This window comes from Pseudomonas sp. WS 5010 (genome assembly GCF_012985565.1).
Taxonomy (GTDB): domain Bacteria; phylum Pseudomonadota; class Gammaproteobacteria; order Pseudomonadales; family Pseudomonadaceae; genus Aquipseudomonas.
On sequence record NZ_JAAQWQ010000001.1, the window covers coordinates 759,751 to 785,350 of the forward strand.

The following is a 25,600-nucleotide window of genomic DNA, read 5'->3' on the forward strand; positions in this document are numbered from 1 at the left end:
CGGAGATTTCCATGAGTGCCCCCGCAACACCTGCTGTTTCTTTCAAGCTGCCCATGGGCCTGGTGATCGCCGTGCTGGTGATGATCGGCGTGCTGTTGTTGCCGTTGCCCGCCGATTTGCCGGTAGCCGGCCACCGGATGTTGGCGATCCTGGCGTTTGCCGTGGTGGTGTGGATCACCGAGGCGGTGTCCTACGAAGCCAGTGCGATCATGATCACCTCGTTGATGGCCTTTCTGCTGGGCACCGCGCCGTCCCTGCAGGACCCGACGCACCTGATCGGTTCCAGCCCCGCCATCAGCATGGCGCTTACCGGGTTTGCCAACCCGGCCCTGGCCCTGGTGGCCGGTGCGTTGTTTATCGCCGCCGCCATGACCCACACAGGCCTGGACCGGCGTATCGCCCTGGTCACCCTGACCCGGGTTGGCACCAGCACCCGCGGGATTCTGGTGGGGGCGATTGCGGTGACCATCCTGCTCAGCCTGGTAGTGCCCAGCGCCACGGCGCGCAGTGCTTGTGTAGTGCCGATCATGATGGGGGTGATCGCCGCGTTTGGCGTGGACAAACGCTCCAATATCGCCGCCGGGATCATGATCGTCGTCGCCCAGGGCACCAGCATCTGGAACGTCGGGATCCAGACCGCGGCGGCGCAGAACCTGTTGACCGTGGGCTTTATGGACAAGATGCTCGGCCAGCGCGTGTCGTGGATCGACTGGCTGATCGCCGGGGCGCCGTGGGCGTTGATCATGTCGGCGGTATTGCTGTTGCTGGTGCTCAAGTTGCTGCCTCCGGAAACCAACAGCATCCCCGGTGGCAAGGAGGCCGTGGCGCAATCTCTGGCCGATATCGGTCCGATGACCGGGCCGCAGAAGCGCCTGCTGACGGTCTCGCTATTGCTGCTGCTGGCCTGGGCCACGGAAGGGCGCCTGCACAGCTTCGATACCACCTCCACCACCTACGCCGGCCTGGTGTTCCTGCTGCTGCCGGGGATTGGGGTGATGACCTGGAAAGACGTGCAGTCGCGCATCCCCTGGGGCACGGTGATTGTGTTTGGCGTGGGCATCAGCCTCGGTACGGCGCTGCTGACCACCCAGGCCGGGCAATGGCTGGGCGCGCAGGTGGTGGGGCATACCGGCCTGGATCAACTGGGTCCGCTGGGGGTGTTTGCGATCCTTGGGGCATTCCTGATTGTGATCCATCTGGGCTTTGCCAGCGCCACTGCGTTGACCTCGGCCTTGCTGCCGATCCTGATTGCGGTGCTGCAAACCCTGCCGGGGGACTTCAGCCGGCTGGGCATGACCATGTTGCTCGGGTTTGTGGTCAGCTATGGCTTTATCCTGCCGATCAATGCCCCGCAGAACATGGTGTGCCTGGGCACCGGCACCTTTACCGCGAGGCAGTTTGCCAAGGTGGGCTTGTTGGTGACCTTGATTGGCTACCTGTTGATGCTGGTGTTTGCCGCCACCTATTGGAGCTGGCTGGGCTGGATCTAAAAGCCCCAGTGTGAGCCCGCTCCCAAAGGGGGACTGGGCTGGGCATATAGTTTGTGCCACATCGCAAATCAAATGTGGGAGCTGGCTTGCCTGCGATGGCGGTGTGTCAGCCACTGGAAATAGCGCCTGAACCGCCGCTATCGCGGGCAAGCCCGCTCCCACAGGGGGGCTGGGCTGGGCATATAGTTTGTGCCACATCGCAAATCAAATGTGGGAGCTGGCTTGCCTGCGATGGCGGTGTGTCAGCCACTGGAAATATCGCCTGAACCGCCGCCATCGCGGGCAAGCCCGCTCCCACAGGGGGACTGGGCTGGGCATATAGTTTGTGTCACATCGCAAATCAAATGTGGGAGCTGGCTTGCCTGCGATGGCGGTGTGTCAGCCACTGGAAATAGCGCCTGAACTGCCGCTATCGCGGGCAAGCCCGCTCCCACAGGGGGGCTGGGCTGGGCATATAGTTTGTGCCACATCGCAAATCAAATATGGGAGCTGGCTTGCCTGCGATGGCGGTGTGTCAGCCACTGGAAATATCGCCTGAACCGCCGCTATCGCGGGCAAGCCCGCTCCCACAGGGGGGCTGGGCTGGGCATATAAGTTGCGTCACATCGCAAATCAAATGTGGGAGCTGGCAAGCCAGCTCCCACAAAGATGACAAGATGAACCCCGCTCAGGTCTACTACGCTCTGAGTCATGGTTTTACCGGCCTCGTGCGTCGGTCATCAAGGTCACGAATGGATAAATACACCCCGCATACCTGGCAACCCCACGAGCGTCCGAGCTTGCCGGGGTCGCCGTCGACGCCCCATCACCCCACGCTCAAACGCTGGGCCTTTGCCCTGGTTGGCGTGCTGGTGGCAATCACCGGGGGCCTGGGCAATGCACTGGTGATCGCCAACCTGCCGTATCTGCAAGGGGCATTGGGCGCGACCACCGCCGAAATGGCCTGGCTGCCCGCGGCCTACGTGATGACCAACGTGTCGATGAACCTGCTGCTGGTGAAGTTCCGCCAGCAGTTCGGCTTGCGCGCGTTTACCGAAGTGTTCCTGGTGCTTTACGCCCTGGTCACCTTTGGCCATCTGTTCGTCAATGATCTCAGCTCGGCAATCGCCGTGCGTGCGGCCCACGGCATGGTGGGCGCGGCCCTCAGTTCCCTGGGTTTGTACTACATGGTCCAGGCGTTCCCCGCAAAGTGGCGGCTCAAGGCCCTGGTCTTGGGCCTGGGCACCGCGCAACTGGCCCTGCCGATGGCACGGCTGTTTTCCGAGGACTTGCTGCAAATTGCCGAGTGGCGCGGCCTCTACCTGTTTGAACTGGGCATGGCGCTGACCTGCCTGGGCTGTGTCTTCCTGCTCAAGTTGCCACCGGGCGACCGCTTCAAGACCTTTGAAAAGCTCGACTTCCTGACCTTCGCCTTGCTCGCCTCGGGGGTGGCGTTGCTCTGCGCGGTACTGTCCCTGGGGCGTATCGACTGGTGGCTGGAAGCGCCGTGGATTGGCGTCGCTTCTGCCTGTTCGCTGGTGCTGATCATGGCCGGCCTGGCCATCGAGCATAACCGCGCCAACCCGTTGCTGATGACCCGCTGGCTGGGCGGCGGGGTGATGATTCGCCTGGCCCTGGCGGTGATCCTGATCCGCATGGTGCTGTCCGAGCAGTCCACCGGCGCCGTCGGCTTTTTGCAGGCGCTGAACATGAGCAGCGAGCAGATGCGCACCTTGTACCTGGTGATGCTGCTGGGGGCGATCAGTGGCCTGGTGATCAGCGCGTTGACCATCAACCCGGCACACCTGCTGATGCCGCTGGTGATATCCCTGGCCCTGATGGCCACAGGTTCGGTGATGGACAGCTTCTCCAGCAACCTGACTCGCCCGCACAACATGTACCTGAGCCAGTTTTTGCTGGGGTTTGGCGGTACCTTCTTCCTCGGCCCGACCATGGTGCTGGGCATGCGCAATGTGCTGACCAACCCGCGCAACCTCGTGAGTTTCTCGGTGTTATTCGGTATTTGCCAGAACCTTGGCGGGCTGATGGGGGCGGCGTTGCTCGGCACGTTCCAGATCGTGCGGGAGAAGTTCCACTCCAGCATGATTGTCGAACACCTGACATTGTTGGACCCGCGCGTAGCCGCCCGGGTGCAGAGCGGTGGCTCGGCCTATGGCTCGGTAATTGCCGACCCGGAACTGCGCAACCTGATGGGCATTCGCAGCCTGGCCACGGCGGCCACCCGTGAAGCCAATGTCATGGCCTATAACGACGTGTTCATGCTGATCGCGATCATCGCGATCCTCACCATGTTGTGGATTTTTACCCGCAGCCTGTGGCTGATGAGCACCACCAAGAAAGCTGCCGCCAGCGCAGCGCCTTCCGTTCAACCTAGCGGCGCACTTCCTTCATGAGCGAACCTACGGCTACCACCACGACCACCAATGCCATTGCTTCCACCCCGGAGGGCACCACGCCGCCCGGTGCCACGGTCACCGAACAGCGTTCGTTGGGGGTGCGTGTCGTCTCGTCCCTGGGCTTTGCCGCGATTGCGATCGTCGGCGTGTTGATCGTGTTGTACGCCTGGCAATTGCCGCCTTTCAGCAGTGCCGTCGAAACCACCGAAAACGCCCTGGTGCGCGGCCAGGTAACGATCATCGGCCCGCAATTGAGCGGTTATGTGTTCGAGGTGCCGGTGCAGGATTTCCAGTACGTCAAGGCCGGGGATCTGCTGGTGCGCCTCGACGACCGCATCTACAAGCAGCGCCTGGACCAGGCCCAGGCGCAACTGGCGGTACAGCAGGCGTCCCTGGCCAACGTGGTGCAACAGCGCAACAGCGCCGAGGCGACCATCAAGTTGCGCCAGGCGGCCCTGGCCGACAGCCAGGCTCAGGCGCGCAAAAGCACCGCCGACCTGCGCCGCAACGAAGAACTGATCAGCGACGGCTCGGTATCGCGCCGCGAACTGGACGTGACCCGCGCCGCCAACGCGCAGACCATCGCCGCCGTGGCCCAGGCCCAGGCCAGCCTGGAAATCGCCCGCCAGGATCTGCAGACGGTGATCGTCAATCGCGGCTCGCTGGAAGCCGCCGTCGCCAGCGCCGAGGCCGCCGTGGAGTTGGCGCGGATCGACCTGTCGAACACCCGTGTGCTCGCACCCAGGGACGGCCAGTTGGGGCAGATCGGCGTGCGCCTGGGGGCCTACGTCAACTCCGGCGCGCAGTTGATGGCGCTGGTGCCGAACCAGCTGTGGGTGATCGCCAATATGAAAGAAACCCAGATGGACAACGTGCAGGTGGGCCAGCCGGTGACGTTCACCGTCGATGCCCTGAACCACCGCAAATTCCACGGCACGGTGCAGCGTATCTCGCCGGCCACGGGAGCCGAGTTCAGCCTGTTGCAGGCCGATAACGCCACCGGCAACTTCGTCAAGATCGCGCAGCGGGTGCCGGTGCGGATCACGGTGGACCCGGATCAGGAGCAGAGCGAACGCTTGCGGCCGGGGTTGTCGGTGGTGGTCAGTATCGACACGGCGGGGCGCTTGAAGAACAGCCCGCCCTGACCCCTGGCAGGAGCCGACTTGCCGGCTCCTGCAGAGGTTTTGTTTATGGGGTCATGAGCATCGGTGGCAGGGTGCCCAACAGCGAAACGGCCGCCACGGCCGCCGCGCCCAGCAGCCATTCCAGCAACACGCTGGCCTGCAATTGGCCCGGACGTTGCTGGCAACCCTTGATCCGTAGCCGGTTGAGCAATGCCAGGCCCAGCATGCCCGTCACCAGCAGCACCTTGATCAACAGGATCAAGGCAAACCCGCTGAACAGCGGGGTAGGCCACAATTGCCCGGTAAGCACGCGGACATTGATCAGCCCGCTGACCAGCAAACCCGCTACCAGCCCGTAACCGACACCACTGAAGCGCCGCAGGACCTCTTCCAGGTCGGTGCGCTGCGCTTGGCGCAGGATCAACACCAACAGCAGCAACCCACCGAGCCAGGCCCCGACGCAGAGCAGGTGTACCACCTGATTGAGGATCAGCAATTGCCCGTTCAGGCCACTGAGCATGGCGCCGTGGCCCACCGGGGCCAGGGTTGCCAAAAGCAGCACTGTCAGTGGCAGGCGCAGGCGGCTCCAGGGCGTCAGCAAGCCCAGCACCAACAAGCCATTGAGCAGCAAGTGCGCGCTCCAGACCTGGCCGAAGAAGGTCTTGACCAGCACCAATTGCACGGTGGCCAGGTCCAGCGCCAGCAGTTCCCTGCCGGCCATGCTGGCACTGATCAATAGCAACCACGCCACGCCGCTGCCCAGGGCCAGCCAGGCCAGTAGCGTGGTGATGCGCGCCAGTTGCCGGTCCAGTGCCGGCTGGGGTTTGTTGCCCAGGAGCACGGGCCGGAACACACAAGCCCCGAACATCAGCAGCACCGCCAGAAAGTGCAGGAAACGGCACAGCACCAGCAGGGTTGCCATGGGTTATTGGCCGACCTTGAAGCTGTAGCTGCCTTCGCTCTTGTGGGTATCGACCGAGACCGCATGCCACTCCACCTTGTAAGTGCCGGCAGCCAACGGCGCGGCAGGGGTCACCACCAGGGTTTTCTTGTCGGCGTCCGGGGTTTCCAGGCCTTTGACCGCCACTTCGGTGCCGTCCTTGCTCAGGGAAACCTTGGTGAACGTGGCTTCGACACCTTCAGAGAACACCAGGCGCAGGTCGGCGGGCGCGGCGACGGTGCTGTCGGCCGCCGGCGTGGTGTTTTTCAGGTGGGCATGGGCAAAAGCCGCCGAAGCGCCCAGCAGCGAGGCCAGCAAGGTCACCGTGGTCAGGGTTTTCTTGATCAACATCGTGCACTACCTATCAATGGGAGGAGTGGGCAGTGTACGAAGTTTCCACTCGGGCTGTCGCCCCGATCTAGAGCGGATGGTAGTCTTCAAGGCATGTCGTTGTCAGGGAGCCCCTATGGGCAATCACAAGATCGGTATCCGTCGGGTCAACGTCGAAAAAATTCTGCTGGCGGCTGAGAAGGTCTTCGCCGAAAAGGGCTACGGCAGCACCGCCATGGCCGACATTGCCGAACAGGCGCAACTGCCGCGCTCCAACCTGCATTACTACTTCAGCACCAAGAGCGAGTTGTACAGCGCGGTGCTGTTCGACCTGCTGGAAGTGTGGAAGCAGGACGCCCTGTGTTTCGAGATGTTCGATGACCCGAGGGTGGTCCTCAGCAGCTACATCCGGGCGAAGATGCAGCATTCGCGCAGTCGCCCCTATGGCTCCAAAGTCTGGGCCAATGAAATCATCCACGGTGCGCCGACCCTCGGTGAAGCGTTGGATGCAAGCCTGTACGACTGGGCCAAGATGAAGGAAGCGAAAATCCGCCAGTGGGTGGAAGACAAACGCATCCTCGCGGTGGAGCCGTCGAGCCTGCTGTATATGATCTGGGCCTCGACCCAGCACTATGCCGACTTTGATCATCAGGTGATGATCCTCAACGACCATCAGGCGTTGTCGGATATGCAGTTCGAACGGGCGGTGCAGACGGTGACCAGTGTGATTTTGCGGGGGATTGGCTTGGAGCCCTGAGTTTGTGGTGCGGTTGAGGGCCTCATCGCAGGCAAGCCAGCTCCCACATTTTGATTGTGTGAACCCGATCAAATGTGGGAGCTGGCTTGCCTGCGATAGCGATTTAAAAGGCTACACCGCCTCTCGGTAGGGGTTGCGTGGGTCCTGCGTCCAATTCAAAAACGGCTTGCCGGTATCCATCGGCACCATCTCGATGCAGTCCGCCACCGGGCAGGTGATCTGGCACAGGTTGCAGCCCACGCATTCGTCGTCGATCACTTGGTACACGTGGGTCCCATCGGCCTGCTTGAGGCTGGCAATGGCCTGGTGCGAGGTGTCTTCACAGGCAATATGGCAACGCCCGCAGCCAATGCAGGCGGCCTGGTCAATTTTGGCGATGACCTGGTAGTTGATGTCCAGGTATTTCCAGTCCGTGGTGTTGCCCACGGCGCGCCCGGAGAAATCCTGCAGGCTGTTGTAGCCCTGGCTGTCCATCCACCGCGACAAGCCATCCTTCATCTCGTCGACAATGCGAAAGCCATGCAGCATCGCCGCCGTGCATACCTGCACCGCGCCGCAGCCCAGGGCAATGAACTCTGCGGCATCGCGCCAGTTGCCGATGCCGCCGATCCCGCAGATCGGCAAGCCCTGGGTCTGGGGGTCACGGGCAATTTCAGCGACCATGTTCAAGGCAATCGGCTTGACCGCCGAGCCGCAGTAGCCGCCGTGGGTACTCTGGGTGCCGACGATCGGCAGGGCGACCATGCGCTCCAGATCGACGCTGGTGATGGAGTTGATGGTGTTGATCAGCGACACCGCATCGGCGCCCCCGCGATACGCGGCACGGGCGGCCACGCGAATATCGGTGATATTGGGTGTGAGCTTGACGATCACCGGCAGCGAACAGTAGGTCTTGCACCAGCGTGTCACCTGCTCCACATACTCCGGCACCTGGCCCACGGCCGCGCCCATGCCCCGTTCCGGCATGCCGTGGGGGCACCCGAAGTTCAGCTCGATGCCGTCGCAACCGGTGGCCTCCACCAGCGGCAGGATGTTTTTCCATGACTCTTCGACGCACGGCACCATCAGCGAAACGATCAGCGCGCGGTCCGGCCAATCCTTTTTCACCTGGGTGATTTCCCGCAGGTTGATCTCCAGGGAGCGGTCGGTAATCAGCTCGATATTGTTGATACCCAACACTTCCCGGTTGGCGCCAAAGTGCGCCGAATAACGGGACGAGACGTTGACCGCCGCAGGGTCTTCGCCCAGGGTCTTCCAGACCACGCCCCCCCAGCCGGCCTCGAAGGCGCGCACCACGTTGTAGGCTTTGTCGGTGGGTGGTGCGGAGGCCAGCCAGAACGGGTTGGGGGCTTTGATACCGGCGAACACAATCGATAGATCGGCCATTTACGCAGCCTCCACATTGAGCATGAGTTGAGCGTGTATGGCCTCGGCGGCCAACTTGCCGTGTTGCACGGCCTGGACGGTGAGGTCTTGCCCGAGGCTGACGCAATCGCCACCGGCATACACGCCGGGGATGCTGGTTTGCAGCTGCGCATCGACAAAGATCCGTTCGCCCTGGCGTTGCAGTTGCTGGGCCAGTGGGTCGTGCAAGGCCTGGTCGTCGAAGCCTTGGCCGATGGCCTTGAAGATCGCATCTGCCGCCAGCTCGAAAGTTTCGCCGGTGGGGTGCAGGCGGCCGTTTTCCAGGCGCGTGCGGGCAAAGCGCATGCCGCGTACCTGGCCCTGGTCGTCCAGCAGCACCGTGTCGGGTTGGGCCCAGGTCAGCAGGCGCACCTGGTTGGCCTTGGCGATATCTTGCTCATGGCCGGTGGCGCCCATGTCGGCAAGCCCACGGCGGTAGACCAGGTTGACATCGCGCGCGCCCAGGCGGGCCATTTGCACGGCCATGTCGATGGCGGTGTTGCCGGCACCGAGCACGATGCAGCGGTCGGCCAGGGGCAGTTGGCTGAGGTCGTCGGCCTGGCGCAGTTCGCGGATGTAATCGGTGGCGGCGAGCAGGCCGGGGGCGTCCTCATGGGGCAGGCCCAGGTGTTTGCTGGCGGCCAGGCCCAGGCCGAGGAACACCGCGTCGAACTGCTGGTGCAGGTCGCTCAGGCTCAGGTTGTCACCCAGGCGCTGGCCGTGGCGGATTTCGATGCCGCCGATCTGCAGGAGGAAATCCAGCTCCTTCTGGGCGAAGTCATCCACCAGTTTGTATTTGGCGATCCCGTATTCGTTGAGGCCACCGGCCTTTTCCCGGGCTTCGAAAATCACCACGTCATGCCCATGCAAGGCACTGCGATGGGCGCAGGACAAACCTGCCGGCCCGGCGCCGACCACCGCGATGCGCTTGCCGGTAGGGGTGGCGCGCTGGAACGGGTGTTGCTCGAAGTGCGCGTGGTCGATGGCATAGCGTTGCAACAGGCCGATCAGCACCGGGGCGCATTCTTCGCTGTGGTTGCGCACACAGGCCTGCTGGCAGAGGATTTCGGTCGGGCACACCCGGGCACAGCTGCCACCGAGGATGTTGGCCGAGAGAATCTTTTGCGCTGCGCCCTGGACGTTGTCGGTGTGGATGTTGCGGATGAAGGACGGAATATCGATCTCGCTGGGGCACGCGTTGACGCACGGTGCGTCGTAGCAATACAGGCAGCGCGAGGCTTCCAGGTGCGCCTGGCGGGCGTTGAGGGGCGGTGCCAGGTCGGTGAAATGGCTGGCGAGGGTCGCCTTGTCTTCGTCGGGGTGGGGGAGGTGGTTCAGGGTCTGGATCACGATAGTGTCCTCACGGTTTTTTTGCCTCTGGCGGGCATTGATTTTTTTGTTGTTTGCACTGGCCTCATCGCGGGCAAGCCCGCTCCCACATTTGAACTGTGTGAACCCGATCAAGTGTGGGAGCTGGCTTGCCTGCGATCGGCGATGTCAGCGTTTCACCGCGGCTGGCTTGGAATGCTCCGCACGCTTGCGCAACTGCTCGAACACCGCCGGATACGCCGGCCGCTCGACATAGCGCCCGGCACCGCGCTCGGCGCGCAGGTCGCCGTCGACCCAGACCAGCTTGCCCTGGCTGATGGTGTGGCTGGGCACGCCGCGTACGGTCTTGCCTTCGAAGATGTTGAAGTCCACCTGCTGATGGTGGGTCTTGGCCGAGATGGTTCGCGAGCCCTGGGGATCCCACAGCACCAGGTCGGCATCGGCGCCGACCCGGATCGCACCTTTGCGCGGGTAGAGGTTGAAGATCTTCGCCGTGTTGGTGGAGGTCAGCGCGACGAACTCCTGCATCGACAGTCGCCCGGTGTTGACCCCTTCGTCCCACAGCAGCGCCATACGGTCCTCGATGCCGGCGGTACCATTGGGAATCTTGCTGAAATCGTCACGCCCAGCGGCCTTTTGTTCGGCGCAGAAGCAGCAGTGGTCGGTGGCGGTGGTGTGCAGGTTGCCCGATTGCAGGCCGCGCCACAGCGCGTCTTGGTGCCCGAGTGGGCGGAAGGGCGGGCTCATCACGTAGCCCGCAGCGGTCTGCCAGTCGGGGTGCTGGTACACGCTGTCGTCCAGCAGCAGGTGCCCGGCCAGGACTTCGCCATAGACCGCCTGGCCCTTGGCGCGGGCGTAGGTGATTTCGTCGAGGGCTTCCTGGGTCGAGACGTGTACCAGGTACAGCGGCGTGCCGATGGTTTCGGCAATGCGGATCGCGCGGCTGGCGGCTTCGCCTTCCACTTGTGAGGGGCGCGACAGCGGATGGGCCTCGGGCCCGGTGATGCCCTGTGCCATCAGCTTGCGTTGCAGGTGATACACCAGCTCGCCGTTCTCCGCATGCACGGTGGGCACCGCGCCCAGTTCCAGGCAGCGCTCGAAGCTGGCGACCAGGGTGTCGTCGGCGGCCATGATCGCGTTCTTGTAGGCCATGAAGTGCTTGAAGCTGTTGATGCCGTGATGGCTCACCAGCTCGGCCATTTCCTCGCGCACCTGTTCGCTCCACCAGGTGATCGCCACATGAAACCCGTAGTCGGCCGCCGACTTCTGGGCCCAGCCACGCCACTGGTGAAAGGCTTCCAGCAACGACTGCTGTGGGTTGGGAATCACAAAATCGATGATTGACGTGGTCCCGCCCGCCAGGCCCGCTGCCGTACCGCTGAAAAAGTCCTCGCTGGCCACGGTGCCCATGAAGGGCAATTGCATATGGGTATGGGGGTCGATACCGCCGGGCATCAGGTATTGGCCGCTGCCATCGAGTATCTCGGTGCCGGCGGGAATATCCAGATCAGTGCCAATAGCGCGGACTAGACCGTCTGCGCACAAGACATCGGCTTTATAACTTTCATCATGGGTAACAACGGTAGCGCCACGGATCAACAGAGACATGCCGAGTTCCTCAGAGGCTTGACCGGCTTATGCCAGTTCTAAGTGTTGTAGTGCTGCACACCGTGCAAGATTTATTCTTGTCAGTGGTGACAGGAATAGAAACTAGCCCGAGTTTTTCGAATGATCAAGATTATTTTTTATAAACATATATCAAGATTAAATTGTTGAAATATATAGATAAAAATCTGAAATCACCAAAATGTAGCGTCCATTCACCATTTTGACGCACTTGACAGGTTCCCAATATGAGCAACATTTCCTATTGCAAATCAGACGCTTGAGAGTTGCCTCTTGACGGCGGGTAGTAATAAAAATAATTGTGTTGCACCAGATTGAGTCCTGATTGTTCGGACAACTTCTGCGTTATTTGGCCTGAGTAACGTTGAAAGTGCCGTGGGACTTTTCGGTAAATAAAATAAAGCTGATAAACATCAGCCAGTTATATAAGCGGTACGGATGGGGTGACGGCTTGCGGCACGGTAATTGAGTGCGCTGGCGGTTGGCCGGGTCCGTGATGTCATGTTGTCCATGCGGGACTACGGCCATCCAGCGTTGAGCGCCGGATGAGCAACAATAATTTTAAAAAAAACCGTGGAGCGGCCATGCAACAGAACAGATCGCAAGTCATAGAACGCGACGGCCTGTATGAACTCGACGCCGGCAGCGACGTCCTCGACAGCCCCCGCTACAACCACGACATGGCACCGACCAAGGTGCACGAACGAACCTGGAACAAGTGGCACATCACGGCGCTGTGGGTCGGCATGTCGATCTGCGTACCGACCTACACCCTGGGTGGGGTGCTTACCGCGTACTTCGGTTTGTCGGTGGGCGAGGCGCTGATGGCGATCCTGCTGGCCAATATCGTGGTGCTTATCCCCCTGACGCTCAACGCTTTTCCCGGGACCAAGTACGGCATTCCGTTCCCGGTGCTGTTGCGCTCATCCTTCGGCATTCTCGGCTCCAATGTGCCGTGCCTGATCCGTGCGCTGGTGGCGTGTGGCTGGTTCGGTATCCAGACGATGTTCGGCGGGCTGGCGATCCACTTGTTCCTCGGCTCGATTTTCGAGGGCTGGAAGAGCCTGGGCGGCACCGGCGAGGTGATCGGCTTCATGATCTTCTGGGTGCTGAACCTGTGGGTGGTGCTGCGTGGCGCCGAGTCGATCAAATGGCTGGAAACCCTGTCGGCGCCGCTGCTGGTGGCGGTGGGTATCGGCCTGCTGGTGTGGGCGTTGCCCAATGTGTCGCTCAGCGAGCTGATGGCGATCCCGCCCAAGCGGCCCGAAGGCGCGAGCCTGACGGGTTACTTCATGGCCGGGCTGACGGCGATGGTCGGGTTCTGGGCCACGTTGTCGTTGAATATTCCCGACTTCAGCCGCTATGCCAAAAGCCAGAAGGACCAGATCCTGGGGCAGATTTTTGGCCTGCCGCTGACCATGTTCCTGTTCGCCGCATTGGGCGTGATCATGACCGCCGCCTCGGTGAAGCTGGTGGGGGTCAGCGTCTCCGACCCGGTGACCCTGATCGGCCACATCCAGAGCCCGGTGTGGGTGGCGGTGGCGATGGCGTTGATCATCATTGCCACGCTGTCGACCAACACGGCGGCGAATATTGTCTCGCCCACCAATGACTTCCAGAACATCGCGCCCAAGCTGATCAACCGCACCACCGCCGTGGTGCTTACCGGCCTGGTGGGGCTGGCGTTGATGGCCCATGAACTGCTGAAAAAACTCGGCCTGATCGTGTCCGATGTCAGCCTGGAAACCGTGTATTCCAACTGGCTGCTGGGTTATTCGAGCCTGTTGGGGCCGATTGCCGGGATCATGGTGGTGGACTATTTCCTGATCCGCCGCCAGCAACTGGACCTGGCGGGGTTGTACCGCGATGACGTGTACCCGGCGTGGAATGTGGCAGGGTTTATCGCCTTTGGCGTGCCGGTGGTGCTGACCTTGCTGTCGCTGGGTAGCGATGCATTCAGTTGGTTCTACAGCTATGGCTGGTTCACCGGCTCGGCGTTGGGCGGGTTGTTGTATTACGGCCTGTGCAGCAAGCGCAAAACCAGCCCGGTCGCTGCCAAGACATCCCTGTAAGCGATGTGGAATGCAATCAACTGTGGGAGCGGGCTTGCTCGCGAAGGCGGTGGGTCAGTGATGGATATATTGACTGATACACCGCCTTCGCGAGCAAGCCCGCTCCCACATCTGGACCGCGCCAATCATAAGAAATACTGCCTGAGGAGATCCCCATGAACGCTGCCATCGACGTTCTGCAATCGACCCATCAGCATATCAACCGCGACCGCCTGTGGCAGTCGTTGATGGACCTCGCCAAGCTTGGCGCTACCCCCAAGGGCGGTGTGTGTCGACTGGCCCTGACCGACCTGGATCGCCAGGCTCGCGATCTGTTTGTGCAATGGTGCGAGGATGCGGGTTGCACCGTGACCGTCGATGGTGTGGGCAATATCTTTGCTCGTCGCCCTGGGCGCAACCCGGCGCTGGCGCCGGTGATGACCGGCAGCCATATCGACACCCAGCCGACTGGCGGCAAGTTCGACGGCTGCTTCGGTGTATTGGCGGGAGTGGAGGTGTTGCGCACGCTCAATGACCTGCAGATCGAAACCGAGGCGCCGCTGGAGGTGGTGGTGTGGACCAACGAAGAAGGCTCGCGCTTCCCGCCATGCATGATGGGCTCCGGGGTGTTTGCCGAGAAATTCACCCTGGCAGACACCCTGGCCAAGACCGATGCCGAGGGCGTCACGGTGGGCGATGCGCTGAATGCGATTGGCTATGCGGGCACCCGGCCGGTCAGTGGGCACAAGGTAGGGGCTTATTTTGAAGCCCATATCGAGCAAGGCCCGATCCTTGAAGATGAGCGCAAAACCATCGGCGTGGTGCTGGGGGCGCTCGGCCAGAAATGGTTCGACCTGACCCTGCGTGGGGTCGAGGCCCACGCTGGGCCGACGCCGATGCACCTGCGCAAGGACGCCCTGGTCGGTGCTTCGGCAGTGGTGGCTGCGGTAAACGCAGCAGCCCTCGGCCATCAGCCCCATGCCTGTGGCACCGTGGGTTGCCTGCAAGCCTACCCGGGCTCGCGCAATGTGATCCCTGGCGAGGTGCGCATGACCCTGGACTTCCGCCACCTGGAGCCGGCACGCCTGGACTCGATGATTGCCCAGGTGCGCCAGGTGATCGACGACACCTGCGCCAAGCACGGCCTGACCTTCGAAATGGTGCCTACCGCCGATTTTCCACCGCTGTATTTCGACAAGGGGTGTGTCGATGCTGTACGTGAGGCGGCCAATGGCCTGGGCCTGTCGAACATGGATATCGTCAGCGGTGCCGGGCACGACGCGATCTTCGTTGCCGAATTGGGGCCGGCGGGGATGATATTCGTGCCGTGTGAGGGCGGGATCAGCCATAACGAGATCGAAAACGCGGCGCCGGATGACCTGGCGGCGGGGTGCGCGGTATTGCTGCGGGCGATGGTGGCGGCGTCGGCGGCCGTGGCCAACAAGCGGGTGGCCTGAACCTGTAGGAGCCGGCAAGCCGGCTCCTACATTATTTATCAGGCGTGATGGGCGACAGGCTTATGGGCCTTGGCGCGTGTCGCGGCCTTGGGCTGTGGATGATGATGCCGGCGGGTCACGCGCAATACCCCCCACAACATGGCGCCGGCGACGGCCAGCCAGCCAAGCACCAGCAGGAAAATCGTGGTTGTCAGGCTCATGAGTGCCTCCTTTTGCCCTGTGCAGGGCACACACTGTCTTTGCAATGGACAGTCTAGCTGCCTCCCGGTTGCGTGCTATTGACCAATGGTCGTGTCCGTCCAACTTGTTTGCTCTATCCCGGGCTTTTTACTGCTGCCCAAGGCTATACCGGCGTCCAAGAGCGCCCTATGATCAACGCCCCAGCCCGCAGATGATCAAGAGAGTGAAGAAGTTGCGTTTACGGTCGAGTCTCAAAAAATCCTCGCTGGTGGCTGCCTGCGTCCTCGGATTGGCCGCGTGTGCCGGGCATCCCACCCCCTCGAAAATCCACGGACTGCCCGAACGTGTAGAGCTCAACGGTGTGCCGGCCTTTCGAGGCGACACCTACCAGGGTGGCCCAGCCGCCTTGGCCAGCATGCTGTCGCAACAAGGCATTGTGATTACACCGGGCTTGCTGGATAAGCCATTGCACCTGCCGGGTGGGGAAGCGGACCTTGAGCGCAATATGCAGATACTGGCGCGTGAGTACGGGATGCTGGTGTATCCGCTGGATGCCAAGCTAACCGCGCTGTTGGCGCAGGTGGCGGCGGGGTATCCGGTGATGGTGCGCATCACCGAGGGCTCGACACTCTGGGCCGAGCCGCGTTATGCGGTACTGGTGGGCTTTAACCAGCAGAACAGTACGGTATTGCTGCGAGTCGCAAGGGACCGGCGACGCCCGGTGGCGTTCAGCGACTTCGAGTCTGCCTGGAACAGCGCCGGGCAGTGGGCGGTGCTGGTCCAGCGCCCAAGCCAGTTGCCGGCCAATCTGGATGCGGGGCGGTGGCAGCAGGCCGCTAACGCAACCGCCCAGGCCGGCCAGGAGCAGGCGGCAGCCCAGGCACTCAAGGTGATGGCCGAAAGACCGAAGCAGCCATAAAGCAAACGGCGCCCGAGGGCGCCGTTTTTTGTACCTGCCAATCGTGTATCAATGGGACTGGGCGACCCCGGTCTGGCGGGCCTTGAGATTCTTGTCGGCCTTGTATTGCAGGGCCACGTCCGGCACCGAGCCACTCTTGCCGGTTTCAATCCACTTGCGGATGCGGCTGGCATCGGCAAAGTGCGTGAACTTGCCGAAAGCATCGAGGATCACCAGCGATACCGGACGATTGCCCATGCTCGTCACCAGCACCAGGCAGTGGCCGGCCTGGTTGGTGAAGCCGGTCTTGGTCAGCTTGATATCCCAGTTGGCCCGGTTGACCAGGTGATCGGTATTGGAAAATCCCAGGGTGTAGCTGGGCTTGCGGAACGACACGGTTTTTTCCTTGGTGGTGCTCAGTTGCGTGAGCAGCGGGTATTTGTGCGCGGCTTGCACCAGCTTGCTCAAGTCGCGGGCGGTGGACACGTTATGGATCGACAGGCCGGTGGGCTCGACATAGCGCGTGCTATTCATGCCCAGGGCCTTGGCCTTGGCGTTCATCGCGGCAATAAATGCGGCATAACCGCCCGGATAGTGGTGGGCCAGGCTGGCGGCGGCACGGTTTTCCGAGGACATCAGGGTGATCAGCAACATCTCCTTGCGCGGCATCTCGCTGTTGAGCTTGACCCGTGAGAACACGCCTTTCATTTCCGGGGTGTCGCTGATGTTGATGGAGATGTACTCGTCCATGTTCTGCTTGGCGTCCAGCACCACCATGCCGGTCATCAATTTGGTGACGGAAGCAATCGGCACGACTACGTCGGGGTTGCTGGCGTAGATCACCTTGTTGGTTTGCAAATCCACCAGCATCGCGCTACCCGAAGCGATATGCAGCTGCGAGGTATCCCGTGGGGCCAGGGTGGTTTCACTGGCGTTGGCGACAGTGCCTGCGAATGCGAAGAACAGGCTGACGAGAGAGAGACGAATATTCACGCGGATGGACTCGCTAAAAGATAGAAAAATACCGGGTGCGACCGGCTTTATGAAAAATGACGTTACATATTATTAGTATGGATCAGAAACCGATAGAGAGCCTTTAAATAAAGGCTGTAAGCCGATGATTGGTTAGGGCTGTACCAATTTTGTACCAATCATGGATTGTTCCAGCTTGCCAACTTCTGACCAGTCGGTAGTTGATGACAACCATTTGGCATAGGTCGTCAGTAGTACCTGGACACTGTGCCCAAGCTGGTCCGCGATGAAAGCAGGGTTCATGCCGGCCATTAAACACATAGTGGCATAGGTATGACGGCAGTTGTACTGAGGCCGTGGGGCTATTTCCAGGGCTTCCAGAGCCTTGACGAACTGGTCACCTGACCGGTTTGCCCATCGGATAAACTCCGAGCCTCCCGATGGTGGAAACACGTACGGCGACTCCTTGCTCAATCTTCGCCGCTGCGTCGCCCGGGATTCCGCAATCTGCCGGGCCTGCTCAAGTGCCTTCAGCGCACGACTGTTGAGCATCACCGTTCTTGCGTACTTGGTCTTAGTGCGCTCTTCTACCTCCCCATCAACAATGATCCGGCAAACGTGCGCTACGCGCTTTTGTTGGTCGACCTCTTCCCAGCGCAGTGCCGCTAACTCCCCAGTCCTCATCCCGCTGTAAAAGGCGAACTCAAAGTAGGCTGCATAGATCCGTGCCGCTGGCTTTTGAAAGTTCGCATACATCCATTCAATGATTGCGTCCGCTTCTTCGCTTGAAAACGGCTCTACCTGTTTCCGCACCTTCTTGGGCAGTTTTATGGGCGTGGCCGGGTTCCGATCTATCAGCTCGTCCTGGACAGCAGCTTTTAGCAAGGATGTTACGCGGGAGATTGCCTCACGCTTGACTGACGGGGACTCCCACACCGTCCGGCTGATTACTTTGCGCAGGACCATTGGCGTGATTGCGTTGATAGGGAGCTGGCCCAGCCAAGGCATCCAGTAGGCGTTGATCGTTGCCAGGTAGTTTCTACGTGTCCCGGGTACGATCTCCAGGCTATTGATCCATGCTTGGGCGTATTCGCCGAAGGTCATCACCAGCGACATCGGGGTGTAGCTGGAGTTTGGGAACAGTTCAGCATATCGCTGATCATCCAAAACCCCATGTTTCGCCAGGCTGATTACTTGATCACGTAGATCGGCTGCCGCCTTGATGCCTTTTGGTGTTTGGGGATGTGCGAGAGTCTCGCAGCGCCGCTCCCCTCGCCAAGTAAAGCGAATTCGGACTGACTGGCCGGCAAACTCAACTCCTGTGGGCAGGCCCATTGGCTTTCTAGCCATGTCTCATATCTCCTGATGCTGTAAAAAATCCGGCCATCTATCTTGTTCCAGACGCCTTCTGGGATTACCCCTCGGTCGCGCTTTCCCTCCAGCGCCCGCTTGGTGGTGCCGATGATCTCGGCCATTCGCGCCTCTGGCACTTTGTCGAGTTGAAACGTTTCCGGTCTTTCCTGGGCCTCTGCCATTAATGCCTCCCGCCGCCCGCCGTAGGCCGCGCTGTCTTGATGATGTGGATGATCAAACCGAAGGTGAGCAGCATCCAGGCGATGGTGCCGGCGAATGCTGCGATCAGGGGTTGTTCGGTACCGGTGGAGAGCAACTCCGGCACCTGCCAGAAAAACCAGAAGGTGGACCCCGCCACGTACAGCACGATGGCCGTCAGGAGCAGGGTGAGTTTCGTTGCGTACATGGGGTGTCCTTGCCGCGCTGGGCGGCAGAAGGTGAGGGTGAATTGTTCAGAAAGTGGATAGGGACGCGGCCATCAAAGGCAGCTAGTCTTCTGTTGTTCGCCCAGCCAGATGTTTCAGAGCAAACGCTGAGTGGCCTCAGATGGCTGGGCGAACTCTTTTGCGTGATTCCTCGCCCGCCGCTCACCGGCAGGCATGTAGGGGGATATGGGGGATAGGCCTGTAATGTCCCTGAAGCAGGGTTTACTATTCCAATAGGAATCCAAGCCAGAAGGGGCAGATTTATATGGATATTCAGAACATCGAAAAGATAAACTTTTCAATAGCGTCAAACCTGACGATAATTTTGATAGGCTTTATCGTTCCGGGATTTTTACTATGGTATATACACAGTCCTGCTTTATTTGAGCGACTCGACTTTTTCAAGTTGTTGATGCTTTCCATAGCGGTATGTTTGCCAACATTCTTGATTCAGTTTGTCACAACTGCGCTTATGTACAGGCTGATTTCAGACTCGCGCCCTGAGATTTCGGAGCTATGGGGTACGCCAGTGGATTGGTTTGTTCGCCATGGATATTCAAATTCCGTGAATATGTATTCCTTAATATTTATTATTTGGCTATTTGACCTTGGGGCGAGATCAGCTGTATGGGTGGTTGCCGCTGGCATAGTGTTTGCGTTTCTGTCTGAGGTTTTCCATTACCGATTATTTTTAAAGAGGCCTAGCTCTCTATATGGTGTTTGGTTAGTTCAGAAACGATAGTCGAACCAGAGGGTGGCGATCATGGCGTCACCCGCTTGAACTCGACCACCCATACCCACGGGTTGGCGTCCCAGTTGCCGCCGACGGATTGCCAGAGATCGCGGAAGGCGGGCACCGGGTACTTGTGGCAGGCGCCACCTTCGTCGCTCGCGCACCACTCGCGTAGCGGGCCTCGGTGAACGCCCTCGGCAGCCGCCTGCTCGTAGGTGATGTCCTGCAACCGCTCGACGCGCACGTCGGTGATCTCCAGCAGGATGCGGCAGGCAGCGCGAGGCATGTGGATGCTCGGTGTCCAGCGCACAGGTTGACTGTCACCGACGTGGTGCCATTGGACGTTCGGCATGTCACCGTCTGCCCGGTACACGTACCGGCTTTTCCAGTCAGGCCGCGCCGGACTCCCCATGGTGCCGATAGGGCCGGTATACCTGCCTTGCGGGATATCCCCTTCGAAAACCTGGGCGTGGCTCTCGCGCACCCAGAGGCGGTCGCCGGGCTTGCCGTGTGGGCAGTTGGCAGGAATAGGCACCAGTTCGCCGGCGGCAGAGGTCTCCCAAAAGCCATGAGGCATCTTGAGTGCCCGGCGCGTGACCGTCTTCCGGCCTTCCAGGACGGCGCGCACCATCGGCGCCGAGAGCAGGATTGGGCGTTCCTTTATTTCAGGCATGACTTCGTCCTTGCCGCTATAGCGGCTGATTTGGAAGGAGAGCGGGTAAAGGATTATTTTGAGCTTGGTGTTGTATTTTCAAGTAGACTTTTATTATCCGAAAACGAGGCTCAAGGATTCGATAAAAATGGAAAAGTGGAGTGGCGTAGATGGTGGGGTATCATTTTTTTCTAATTCTGATAATAAGTTGTTAATTGATAGTCTAGGTGATCGACTCGGCGAGCATTTAATTAAAATATCAAATGAGGGTGGAAAAGATTTTTTTGTGTTATTTGTTTGCGAAACTCTGCGTTGTATGGGGAGTTTACCGTTAAAATTTGATGATAGGTGTGGGTTTAATGTCGAGGATAGTGGCGTTCGATTTTTAGAGCTCTTGAGGCTTTTTAATATTCAGAATTCGGATTTGATACAAGAACTTTTCTCTATTTGTTACAGGTTTGCGATAGAGTATCAGGCGAGCTCGCCTGATGAGCTCCCAGAAAAGTTGCAGGGATTAGTGCTTCAGGTTTCGATTAATGAGAAGTTGTTCAATAATCAAACTCAATTGTCTGTCAGGTTTGCAGAGCATCAAATGCTCATGTTAGTTTTAAAGAGGTATGTTTATCATCCTGGCCTAGAGAATGTACGTGACCTGAAGCTGTTGCTTCAGAGTGTTGTGGAGCAAAAAAAGCGTACTGAGGAAGACTTGACGGTTAGACAAGAGAAAGTAGATCTGCTTAAGGATAGCCTTGATAAATATAGAGATGCTTTTAATTTCTTCGGTTTGTATGATGGATTCAAAAACTTAAGAACTCAAAAAGGCAGAGAAGGGGTTGTAGGGCTTGTTTTACTTTCGGCTCTTGGCCTTTTAATGATGATACCTTTTTTTGTGAAGTTTTATTTGACTTTCAATCCCGTAAAGGATGTTTCGTTGGATGGGGAGTTTTACATTGGGTTGATTGGTTTTGAATTGGTGTTGGCGTACTTTTTCAGAGTTGCACTTCACAACTTTAGATCGGTTAAGACCCAGCTATTACAGATAGATTTGCGTATGACGCTTTGCCAGTTTATCCAAGATTATGCAAGGTATGCAAAAGAAGTGCGCGATGGCAGTCCTGAGCTTCTTGAACGCTTCGATCAAATTATCTTCAGCGGGATTGTAAATAACGACGGGTCAATACCCTCGACCTTCGACGGGTTAGAGCAACTTGGGGGGTTGATAGATAAAGTAAGGGGTAAATAGCTCCGCCATTAGGCCAACTCGCGTCTTACGTTTCTATCTCGAGCTGTGTGTTGCTGGCGGGATGGTAGGATCCGATCACCATCGGAGTATGAGCCGGTGTGGTAGGCCTTGATGATTTACTCAGCCATGGGGAGTCCTTGCCGGGCCATGCCCGGGCGGTGGAGTGGTGTCAATGGGGTAGGCGTGAGAGAAAGTTGCTACTTGTAGGAAGGCCTCCTACAAGCTTTCCCACCTGCTTTAAAAACAGTCGTGACGGCATGCTGGCTTCATTAACCAGGCCGGAGCGCTACCGCATGAAACGACTGACCGAGTGGATAAACCTGATTGCTGCCGTCCTTCGCCTGATTATCGTGATAATCCGTACCGGCTGGCTTTGAGCTACGATGGCCCCTTCCTCTAAATGGGCAGGACCATGACCAAGCACGATATTTACGATGAGATCGAAGGCTTTCAGGTTTGGAACTACATGGAGTGCGACAAGGACGAGGAAGGCCGGGAGACCTGGCGTATCAACGTCGAGGTAAAGCGTGGTGGTGAGGTGGTGGTGCCGGTTGTTGCTGGCGACCGAATCTATGTTGACCGTGGGCTGGCGCAGGTGGCTGGGCGTGAGGTCGGGGCCCGGTTGATTGCTGAGGCGGGCCTATAGGTTTTCTGCGGGCATGGTGAGTGCCGGTCTGGCCATCCCCTGGCGGTTGAGGGGAGGGGGATCAGGCGATTGCGGATAGCGCGAGGATATCCTCTCCACCACGCGCGATGCCGGCGTGCAGTTCCACCTTGCTGCCAGCAAGCATCCCGGCGATCTGGGCGTTTAGGTCCAGCTCTACCGCCTTGCCTTTCCTGGACTTCCCGATTTCCTGGGTAGCAAGATATTCGCTGATCAATGCCTTGTCCTGCGCCTCAACCGCGACCAGGCCTTGGCCGGTGGCTGGGTGCCCGAGCGGATCATCGTCGCCTTGAGGCACAAGAGCTTTCAGCTTCGACTGGACCTCCCAAACCCACGCCAGCGCAAAGTGATCACCGGCAGTTTCTGCCGAATACCGGCTGCGATGGACTCCTGACCTGACGGCCGAGCAGTACTCCTTGCGCGCCTGAGTAAGCTTGGTGTGCAGTGCCTCATACGCGTACAGGGCGATGTTCTGGGCGGGAGAAACGCCGACGAATGTCGCGCACTCAATGATCTGGCCTTTTGCGGAACACCACGTCCGGCGCCGCAGGGTTGTGCAGCTGAACGCGTCTGCTACGGCGATGCTCAGCTGCTGATCCCACGCTGGTCGACGCTTGGCGCGGAACAGGGCGGACTCAACTTCACCTACGTCGCTCAACTTCACATCCATTTCGGTCAGCCGGTATTCGCGCATCAATGCCTGGGCCTGCCGAAGCGCTGTCGCGGCTTCGTTCTCGTTGGCGCTCTGGGCAAGTGCTAAGCAGTGCTTGATCTTGCGGATCGCGCGTTCGAGCTTCTTTTCGTCGATCTGTTGTGCGGACATAGAGGGGCCTCGCCGGTATAGTTCCGGGATTTACAGGGGAGTGGGTTATGAGTTGGGAAGTTATTTCTTGCTGGATAGAAAGCCATCCAAGCCTGGCATCTTGGGTGCAGGCAGCCGGTTCGATTGCAGCAATCTTAGTGGCGATATGGATTTCGAGTTCTGATTCCAGATTTCGTAAAAGATCCGAGAAGTACGCAAGAAGAGATGCGATTGTTCGTTGCAAATGGGTTTTGTCAAACTCAGGAGATATCGTCGAAAAGATCGCGAAATCGCTAAGCGACTCTAGGCCGAGTCATCGGTTAATAAAGATCGATATTGCTCGCTTGGAAAGGCTTCACGGTGAGATTAGAGAGTTGACATTTGGTCCTGGAATGGACTCTGATATTTTCGGAGTTGTTTTGGGGGCTCGGCTTGGAGTGGATCGTTTGAGTCATAAAATGCAAGAGATTTTGGATTTAGAAGATGGAGTTTTGTTTAGCTTAGAGTCTCTAAAAGATCATTTTTCTTGTATAGATAACGCCATTGAAAATTTAAATAACATGGAAAGCGCTCTTAAGTAAATGCTGTGTCGCTCTTGATGGCGCTGACAGAGTACGAGATATGAAGGTGTCTTTACGGATAAGGGGTGTGTATGTCTATGTGCTTGGCAATTACAGACTTAGATTGGGATGTCACCAAGGATGTTTTTGATATTATAGGGACGGTAATTAGTGTTGTGGGTGTTGGTTTTGCCGCTTATATAGGATTAAGTGGCTTGAAAACTTGGCGGTTGCAAACTAAAGGCACTGCGGACCATGATTTGGCTAGGCGTCTGCTAATTGCACTATATGGATACCGAGACTCTATCAGGAAAGTCAGGGATCCAATGATCTTTAGTTATGAGCTGGAACCAGCTAAAGATGAGCAGCCTGATGATGATCCGAAATTTAAAAATATTAATGAAAATCGGAGAGCTTACACTCGTAGATTCGAGAGGTTGAATCAAACGAAAAACTCCTTGAACGTGGCTCTTGTAGAGGCTGAGGCGGTTTGGGGAGGAGAGCTTCAAAGGAGAATCAACGTTATATTTAAACTTGAGCGAGAGCTATACTTACATGTTCGTTCATTTCTTATATCTATGGATCCAAAGGACGAAGATATGCAATTGGCATATCGTCAAATTTTAAAGAAAAGAAGAGATATTTTGTATGAGATTGATACGGCGGATGACCATTTTCATCACGAACTTGTAGCTGGCATAGGGCAGATTGAAGCCTACCTCAGAGAAAAATTACTGCGCTAGCTGGATATTTTTCGGTTGATATTTTAAATATTTTCGGTTCTTTGTCTTGCGATTGTATCAACGTATAGCTTTACTGTTGAGCCTGGATGCGGAGCAAATCGCGATAGCCATCCGGGTGAATGTAGGGTATTGCGAGTTACCGACATCATAGTCGGCTCAGGGAGGGGGGATGAACTTCGTGGACTACTGGAATCAAGTTGTCGTGTTATCTAGAAGGAGCGGTGAATGCCACCAAGCTCTGCTGAGCTTTCTTGAAAAAAAACCTCGGCCATCAGGCGTTGATCTACTGGAGTACGACAGGCTTAGGACGGAATATGCGGAGGCCTTTCGGGAGTGGATCAACTTCAGCGAGGATCACGCTGAAAGTCGATATGGTGGGGAGCAATAGTGGTGTGTCGCAGATATGTTATTGGTAAGCTGATCACGGCTGCCAGCCTGCAATATTGATCTTTTTTCCGTCTGCGCGAGCCTCCAGCACCTGAGAGCGATTGATGGCCGCCTTCCAGGTGAAGCAAATGCCCATGACCTTGCCGGTGGCGCGCTCTACGACGTGATAGGCGCCTTTGCCCTTGTTGATCACCTGGTAACGAATCTCTTGCACTGGCTGCTCCTTGCCGATCAAGGCGAACAGGGCGCTGGTGGCGATGGAGGCTCGGATACGGAGGGCCGCAAGCCCTTCGGACCGTTGTTGAATGGATGGATGCATGGCTCGACCCTCGATGTTGGTTGGCGTGTATTCGTCAGCACCCTGACCGCCTGGTGGGTGCCGGTGGCCCCAGGGGAGGGTGCTGACGGGTAAACGCGAGATGTAAAAAAGCCCGAGGATTCCCCGGGCTTTCGGTGCGCTTCGTAGACCTCCCTACGTCACGCGGTCGACGCTTTGGCGTCTAGGGTGTGTTGTGGTTTACATGGCTGCCAATCCTCCGCGCTGAGTTGTTCGGTCGGCCGGCACCGCCCGGCATGTATCTGGCTTGGTTGCCCGTACCGTGGGCATCCCCTGGATTCGACCGATTGAAGAAAGGGGTTATGCCAGCAGCACTGGCTGCTCGGCCCGGCGCACCATCCGCACCTGGGCGGTACGGCGCTCCGGTGTTCGGCGATCACGGCGCATCGCGTCGTCACCGATCATTGCGTGCATGGCGATCAGGCTGGCCAGGACAAAGCACATCGGCGAGATGATCTGCCGGCGCATGGCCTCGGCCACCATCGCGGTCTGGCGATTCACGCCAAGCTTGAACATGGCGCAGGAAAGTCGCTTGGCTACGGTGCAGGCCGCCACGTCGTACTGCCTGGCTATTTCCTTTGCCGTCTTGCCCTGGGCAGCGGACAGCAAGTACTGAAGCTCTCGCGGCGCAAGACCACGGCCGAGATGACCCTTCCATGCGCCGTTAACGATTGTTGCTTCCATCGTTGTGACTCCCGGTTGTTTTCCGAAAGCGCCCGATACAGGCGCTGACGTGAAATCTTCTGG

At 58.6% G+C, this 25,600-nt stretch carries 24 protein-coding genes; 11 read left to right on the forward strand and 13 right to left on the reverse strand.

The window, feature by feature from the left end:
* The first annotated feature begins 11 nt into the window (after positions 1–11).
* From HBO11_RS03630 to HBO11_RS03640, 3 genes are all read left to right on the forward strand, one after another.
* A complete protein-coding gene (locus tag HBO11_RS03630; RefSeq protein WP_169954415.1) occupies positions 12–1,490 on the forward strand; it encodes a DASS family sodium-coupled anion symporter in 1,479 nt (492 codons plus the stop codon).
* 731 nt (positions 1,491–2,221) lie between these two features.
* On the forward strand, positions 2,222–3,883 hold the full coding sequence (locus HBO11_RS03635; RefSeq protein WP_169954414.1) for an MFS transporter: 1,662 nt from the start codon (positions 2,222–2,224) through the stop codon (positions 3,881–3,883).
* On the forward strand, positions 3,880–5,031 hold the full coding sequence (locus HBO11_RS03640) for an HlyD family secretion protein (protein ID WP_169954413.1): 1,152 nt from the start codon (positions 3,880–3,882) through the stop codon (positions 5,029–5,031). The genes HBO11_RS03635 and HBO11_RS03640 overlap by 4 nt, the downstream gene beginning before the upstream one ends.
* 43 nt (positions 5,032–5,074) lie before the next feature.
* Here the strand turns inward: HBO11_RS03640 and copD are convergent, their stop codons facing one another.
* Both copD and copC read right to left on the reverse strand, forming a co-directional pair.
* Entirely contained in the window at positions 5,075–5,932 is an 858-nt protein-coding gene (gene copD / locus HBO11_RS03645; RefSeq protein ID WP_169954412.1) for a copper homeostasis membrane protein CopD, read from the reverse strand.
* A 3-nt stretch (positions 5,933–5,935) separates the two neighbouring features.
* The gene (gene copC / locus HBO11_RS03650; protein WP_169954411.1) at positions 5,936–6,301 is read right to left on the reverse strand and encodes a copper homeostasis periplasmic binding protein CopC; all 366 of its coding nucleotides are present in this window, start codon (positions 6,299–6,301) and stop codon (positions 5,936–5,938) included.
* 115 nt (positions 6,302–6,416) lie between these two features.
* Between copC and HBO11_RS03655 the strand changes: the two genes are divergently transcribed.
* Positions 6,417–7,037 carry a TetR/AcrR family transcriptional regulator gene (locus tag HBO11_RS03655; RefSeq protein WP_029298440.1) on the forward strand — a complete coding sequence of 207 codons (621 nt, stop codon included), beginning with the start codon at positions 6,417–6,419 and terminating at the stop codon, positions 7,035–7,037.
* 111 nt (positions 7,038–7,148) lie between these two features.
* Here HBO11_RS03655 and preA read toward each other — a convergent pair whose 3' ends face one another.
* The 3 genes from preA to hydA form a co-directional block, all read right to left on the reverse strand.
* Positions 7,149–8,423, reverse strand: a complete 1,275-nt coding sequence (gene preA, locus HBO11_RS03660) for an NAD-dependent dihydropyrimidine dehydrogenase subunit PreA (RefSeq protein WP_169954410.1) — start codon at positions 8,421–8,423, stop codon at positions 7,149–7,151.
* Positions 8,424–9,791, reverse strand: a complete 1,368-nt coding sequence (locus tag HBO11_RS03665; protein WP_169954409.1) for an NAD(P)-dependent oxidoreductase — start codon at positions 9,789–9,791, stop codon at positions 8,424–8,426.
* A 147-nt stretch (positions 9,792–9,938) separates the two neighbouring features.
* Positions 9,939–11,378 (reverse strand): dihydropyrimidinase, encoded by a 1,440-nt coding sequence (gene hydA / locus HBO11_RS03670; RefSeq protein ID WP_169954408.1) that lies wholly within the window; start codon positions 11,376–11,378, stop codon positions 9,939–9,941.
* Positions 11,379–11,980: 602 nt separating this feature from the next.
* Here hydA and HBO11_RS03675 point away from each other — a divergent pair.
* Together HBO11_RS03675 and HBO11_RS03680 are read left to right on the forward strand one after the other, a co-directional pair.
* On the forward strand, positions 11,981–13,468 hold the full coding sequence (locus HBO11_RS03675) for an NCS1 family nucleobase:cation symporter-1 (protein ID WP_169954407.1): 1,488 nt from the start codon (positions 11,981–11,983) through the stop codon (positions 13,466–13,468).
* Positions 13,469–13,623: 155 nt separating this feature from the next.
* Positions 13,624–14,904: a Zn-dependent hydrolase gene (locus HBO11_RS03680; protein ID WP_169954406.1), complete on the forward strand. Its 1,281-nt coding sequence runs from the start codon at positions 13,624–13,626 to the stop codon at positions 14,902–14,904.
* A gap of 38 nt (positions 14,905–14,942) precedes the next feature.
* On the opposite strand, the gene HBO11_RS03685 is transcribed toward HBO11_RS03680, so the two are convergent.
* On the reverse strand, positions 14,943–15,104 hold the full coding sequence (locus tag HBO11_RS03685) for a hypothetical protein (protein ID WP_169954405.1): 162 nt from the start codon (positions 15,102–15,104) through the stop codon (positions 14,943–14,945).
* Between the two features lie 212 nt (positions 15,105–15,316).
* Between HBO11_RS03685 and HBO11_RS03690 the strand changes: the two genes are divergently transcribed.
* Entirely contained in the window at positions 15,317–16,003 is a 687-nt protein-coding gene (locus HBO11_RS03690; protein ID WP_169954430.1) for a peptidase C39 family protein, read from the forward strand.
* 48 nt (positions 16,004–16,051) lie between these two features.
* Here the strand turns inward: HBO11_RS03690 and pbpG are convergent, their stop codons facing one another.
* From pbpG to HBO11_RS03710, 4 genes are all read right to left on the reverse strand, one after another.
* Positions 16,052–16,975 carry a D-alanyl-D-alanine endopeptidase gene (gene pbpG, locus HBO11_RS03695; RefSeq protein WP_169954404.1) on the reverse strand — a complete coding sequence of 308 codons (924 nt, stop codon included), beginning with the start codon at positions 16,973–16,975 and terminating at the stop codon, positions 16,052–16,054.
* 132 nt (positions 16,976–17,107) lie between these two features.
* On the reverse strand, positions 17,108–18,304 hold the full coding sequence (locus HBO11_RS03700; protein WP_170058779.1) for a tyrosine-type recombinase/integrase: 1,197 nt from the start codon (positions 18,302–18,304) through the stop codon (positions 17,108–17,110).
* A 184-nt stretch (positions 18,305–18,488) separates the two neighbouring features.
* Complete coding sequence (locus HBO11_RS03705) at positions 18,489–18,713, reverse strand: hypothetical protein (protein WP_170058780.1); 225 nt, start codon at positions 18,711–18,713, stop codon at positions 18,489–18,491.
* Positions 18,714–19,493: 780 nt separating this feature from the next.
* On the reverse strand, positions 19,494–20,138 hold the full coding sequence (locus HBO11_RS03710; RefSeq protein WP_170058781.1) for a hypothetical protein: 645 nt from the start codon (positions 20,136–20,138) through the stop codon (positions 19,494–19,496).
* A 127-nt stretch (positions 20,139–20,265) separates the two neighbouring features.
* Here HBO11_RS03710 and HBO11_RS03715 point away from each other — a divergent pair, with 127 nt between their 5' ends.
* Together HBO11_RS03715 and HBO11_RS03720 are read left to right on the forward strand one after the other, a co-directional pair.
* Positions 20,266–21,360 carry a hypothetical protein gene (locus HBO11_RS03715; RefSeq protein WP_170058782.1) on the forward strand — a complete coding sequence of 365 codons (1,095 nt, stop codon included), beginning with the start codon at positions 20,266–20,268 and terminating at the stop codon, positions 21,358–21,360.
* A 412-nt stretch (positions 21,361–21,772) separates the two neighbouring features.
* Positions 21,773–22,006: a hypothetical protein gene (locus tag HBO11_RS03720; RefSeq protein WP_170058783.1), complete on the forward strand. Its 234-nt coding sequence runs from the start codon at positions 21,773–21,775 to the stop codon at positions 22,004–22,006.
* Between the two features lie 61 nt (positions 22,007–22,067).
* Here HBO11_RS03720 and HBO11_RS03725 read toward each other — a convergent pair whose 3' ends face one another.
* Positions 22,068–22,847, reverse strand: a complete 780-nt coding sequence (locus HBO11_RS03725) for a DUF2786 domain-containing protein (RefSeq protein ID WP_170058784.1) — start codon at positions 22,845–22,847, stop codon at positions 22,068–22,070.
* A 47-nt stretch (positions 22,848–22,894) separates the two neighbouring features.
* Between HBO11_RS03725 and HBO11_RS03730 the strand changes: the two genes are divergently transcribed.
* The gene (locus tag HBO11_RS03730) at positions 22,895–23,407 is read left to right on the forward strand and encodes a hypothetical protein (RefSeq protein ID WP_170058785.1); all 513 of its coding nucleotides are present in this window, start codon (positions 22,895–22,897) and stop codon (positions 23,405–23,407) included.
* Between the two features lie 71 nt (positions 23,408–23,478).
* Positions 23,479–24,129 carry a hypothetical protein gene (locus tag HBO11_RS03735; protein ID WP_170058786.1) on the forward strand — a complete coding sequence of 217 codons (651 nt, stop codon included), beginning with the start codon at positions 23,479–23,481 and terminating at the stop codon, positions 24,127–24,129.
* 421 nt (positions 24,130–24,550) lie between these two features.
* Here HBO11_RS03735 and HBO11_RS03740 read toward each other — a convergent pair whose 3' ends face one another.
* Both HBO11_RS03740 and HBO11_RS03745 read right to left on the reverse strand, forming a co-directional pair.
* A complete protein-coding gene (locus HBO11_RS03740) occupies positions 24,551–24,835 on the reverse strand; it encodes a hypothetical protein (RefSeq protein ID WP_170058787.1) in 285 nt (94 codons plus the stop codon).
* Between the two features lie 318 nt (positions 24,836–25,153).
* Positions 25,154–25,537, reverse strand: coding sequence for a LuxR C-terminal-related transcriptional regulator (locus HBO11_RS03745; protein ID WP_170058788.1), 384 nt, complete (start codon positions 25,535–25,537; stop codon positions 25,154–25,156).
* Positions 25,538–25,600: the final 63 nt, after the last annotated feature.

Excerpts from the sequence above, each read along its gene's own strand:
- hydA (WP_169954408.1), bottom strand. The coding sequence starts at position 11,378 with ATGTCTCTGTTGATCCGTGGCGCTACCGTTGTTACCCATGATGAAAGT.
- HBO11_RS03725 (WP_170058784.1), bottom strand. The coding sequence starts at position 22,847 with ATGTCCGCACAACAGATCGACGAAAAGAAGCTCGAACGCGCGATCCGC.
- HBO11_RS03715 (WP_170058782.1), top strand. The coding sequence starts at position 20,266 with ATGGAAAAGTGGAGTGGCGTAGATGGTGGGGTATCATTTTTTTCTAAT.
- HBO11_RS03735 (WP_170058786.1), top strand. The coding sequence starts at position 23,479 with ATGTCTATGTGCTTGGCAATTACAGACTTAGATTGGGATGTCACCAAG.
- HBO11_RS03640 (WP_169954413.1), top strand. The coding sequence starts at position 3,880 with ATGAGCGAACCTACGGCTACCACCACGACCACCAATGCCATTGCTTCC.
- HBO11_RS03635 (WP_169954414.1), top strand. The coding sequence starts at position 2,222 with ATGGATAAATACACCCCGCATACCTGGCAACCCCACGAGCGTCCGAGC.
- HBO11_RS03655 (WP_029298440.1), top strand. The coding sequence starts at position 6,417 with ATGGGCAATCACAAGATCGGTATCCGTCGGGTCAACGTCGAAAAAATT.
- HBO11_RS03675 (WP_169954407.1), top strand. The coding sequence starts at position 11,981 with ATGCAACAGAACAGATCGCAAGTCATAGAACGCGACGGCCTGTATGAA.
- HBO11_RS03685 (WP_169954405.1), bottom strand. The coding sequence starts at position 15,104 with ATGAGCCTGACAACCACGATTTTCCTGCTGGTGCTTGGCTGGCTGGCC.
- HBO11_RS03745 (WP_170058788.1), bottom strand. The coding sequence starts at position 25,537 with ATGGAAGCAACAATCGTTAACGGCGCATGGAAGGGTCATCTCGGCCGT.
- HBO11_RS03705 (WP_170058780.1), bottom strand. The coding sequence starts at position 18,713 with ATGTACGCAACGAAACTCACCCTGCTCCTGACGGCCATCGTGCTGTAC.
- HBO11_RS03730 (WP_170058785.1), top strand. The coding sequence starts at position 22,895 with ATGAGTTGGGAAGTTATTTCTTGCTGGATAGAAAGCCATCCAAGCCTG.
- copD (WP_169954412.1), bottom strand. The coding sequence starts at position 5,932 with ATGGCAACCCTGCTGGTGCTGTGCCGTTTCCTGCACTTTCTGGCGGTG.
- HBO11_RS03700 (WP_170058779.1), bottom strand. The coding sequence starts at position 18,304 with ATGGCTAGAAAGCCAATGGGCCTGCCCACAGGAGTTGAGTTTGCCGGC.
- HBO11_RS03710 (WP_170058781.1), bottom strand. The coding sequence starts at position 20,138 with ATGCCTGAAATAAAGGAACGCCCAATCCTGCTCTCGGCGCCGATGGTG.
- HBO11_RS03630 (WP_169954415.1), top strand. The coding sequence starts at position 12 with ATGAGTGCCCCCGCAACACCTGCTGTTTCTTTCAAGCTGCCCATGGGC.
- HBO11_RS03680 (WP_169954406.1), top strand. The coding sequence starts at position 13,624 with ATGAACGCTGCCATCGACGTTCTGCAATCGACCCATCAGCATATCAAC.
- preA (WP_169954410.1), bottom strand. The coding sequence starts at position 8,423 with ATGGCCGATCTATCGATTGTGTTCGCCGGTATCAAAGCCCCCAACCCG.
- copC (WP_169954411.1), bottom strand. The coding sequence starts at position 6,301 with ATGTTGATCAAGAAAACCCTGACCACGGTGACCTTGCTGGCCTCGCTG.
- HBO11_RS03740 (WP_170058787.1), bottom strand. The coding sequence starts at position 24,835 with ATGCATCCATCCATTCAACAACGGTCCGAAGGGCTTGCGGCCCTCCGT.
- HBO11_RS03720 (WP_170058783.1), top strand. The coding sequence starts at position 21,773 with ATGACCAAGCACGATATTTACGATGAGATCGAAGGCTTTCAGGTTTGG.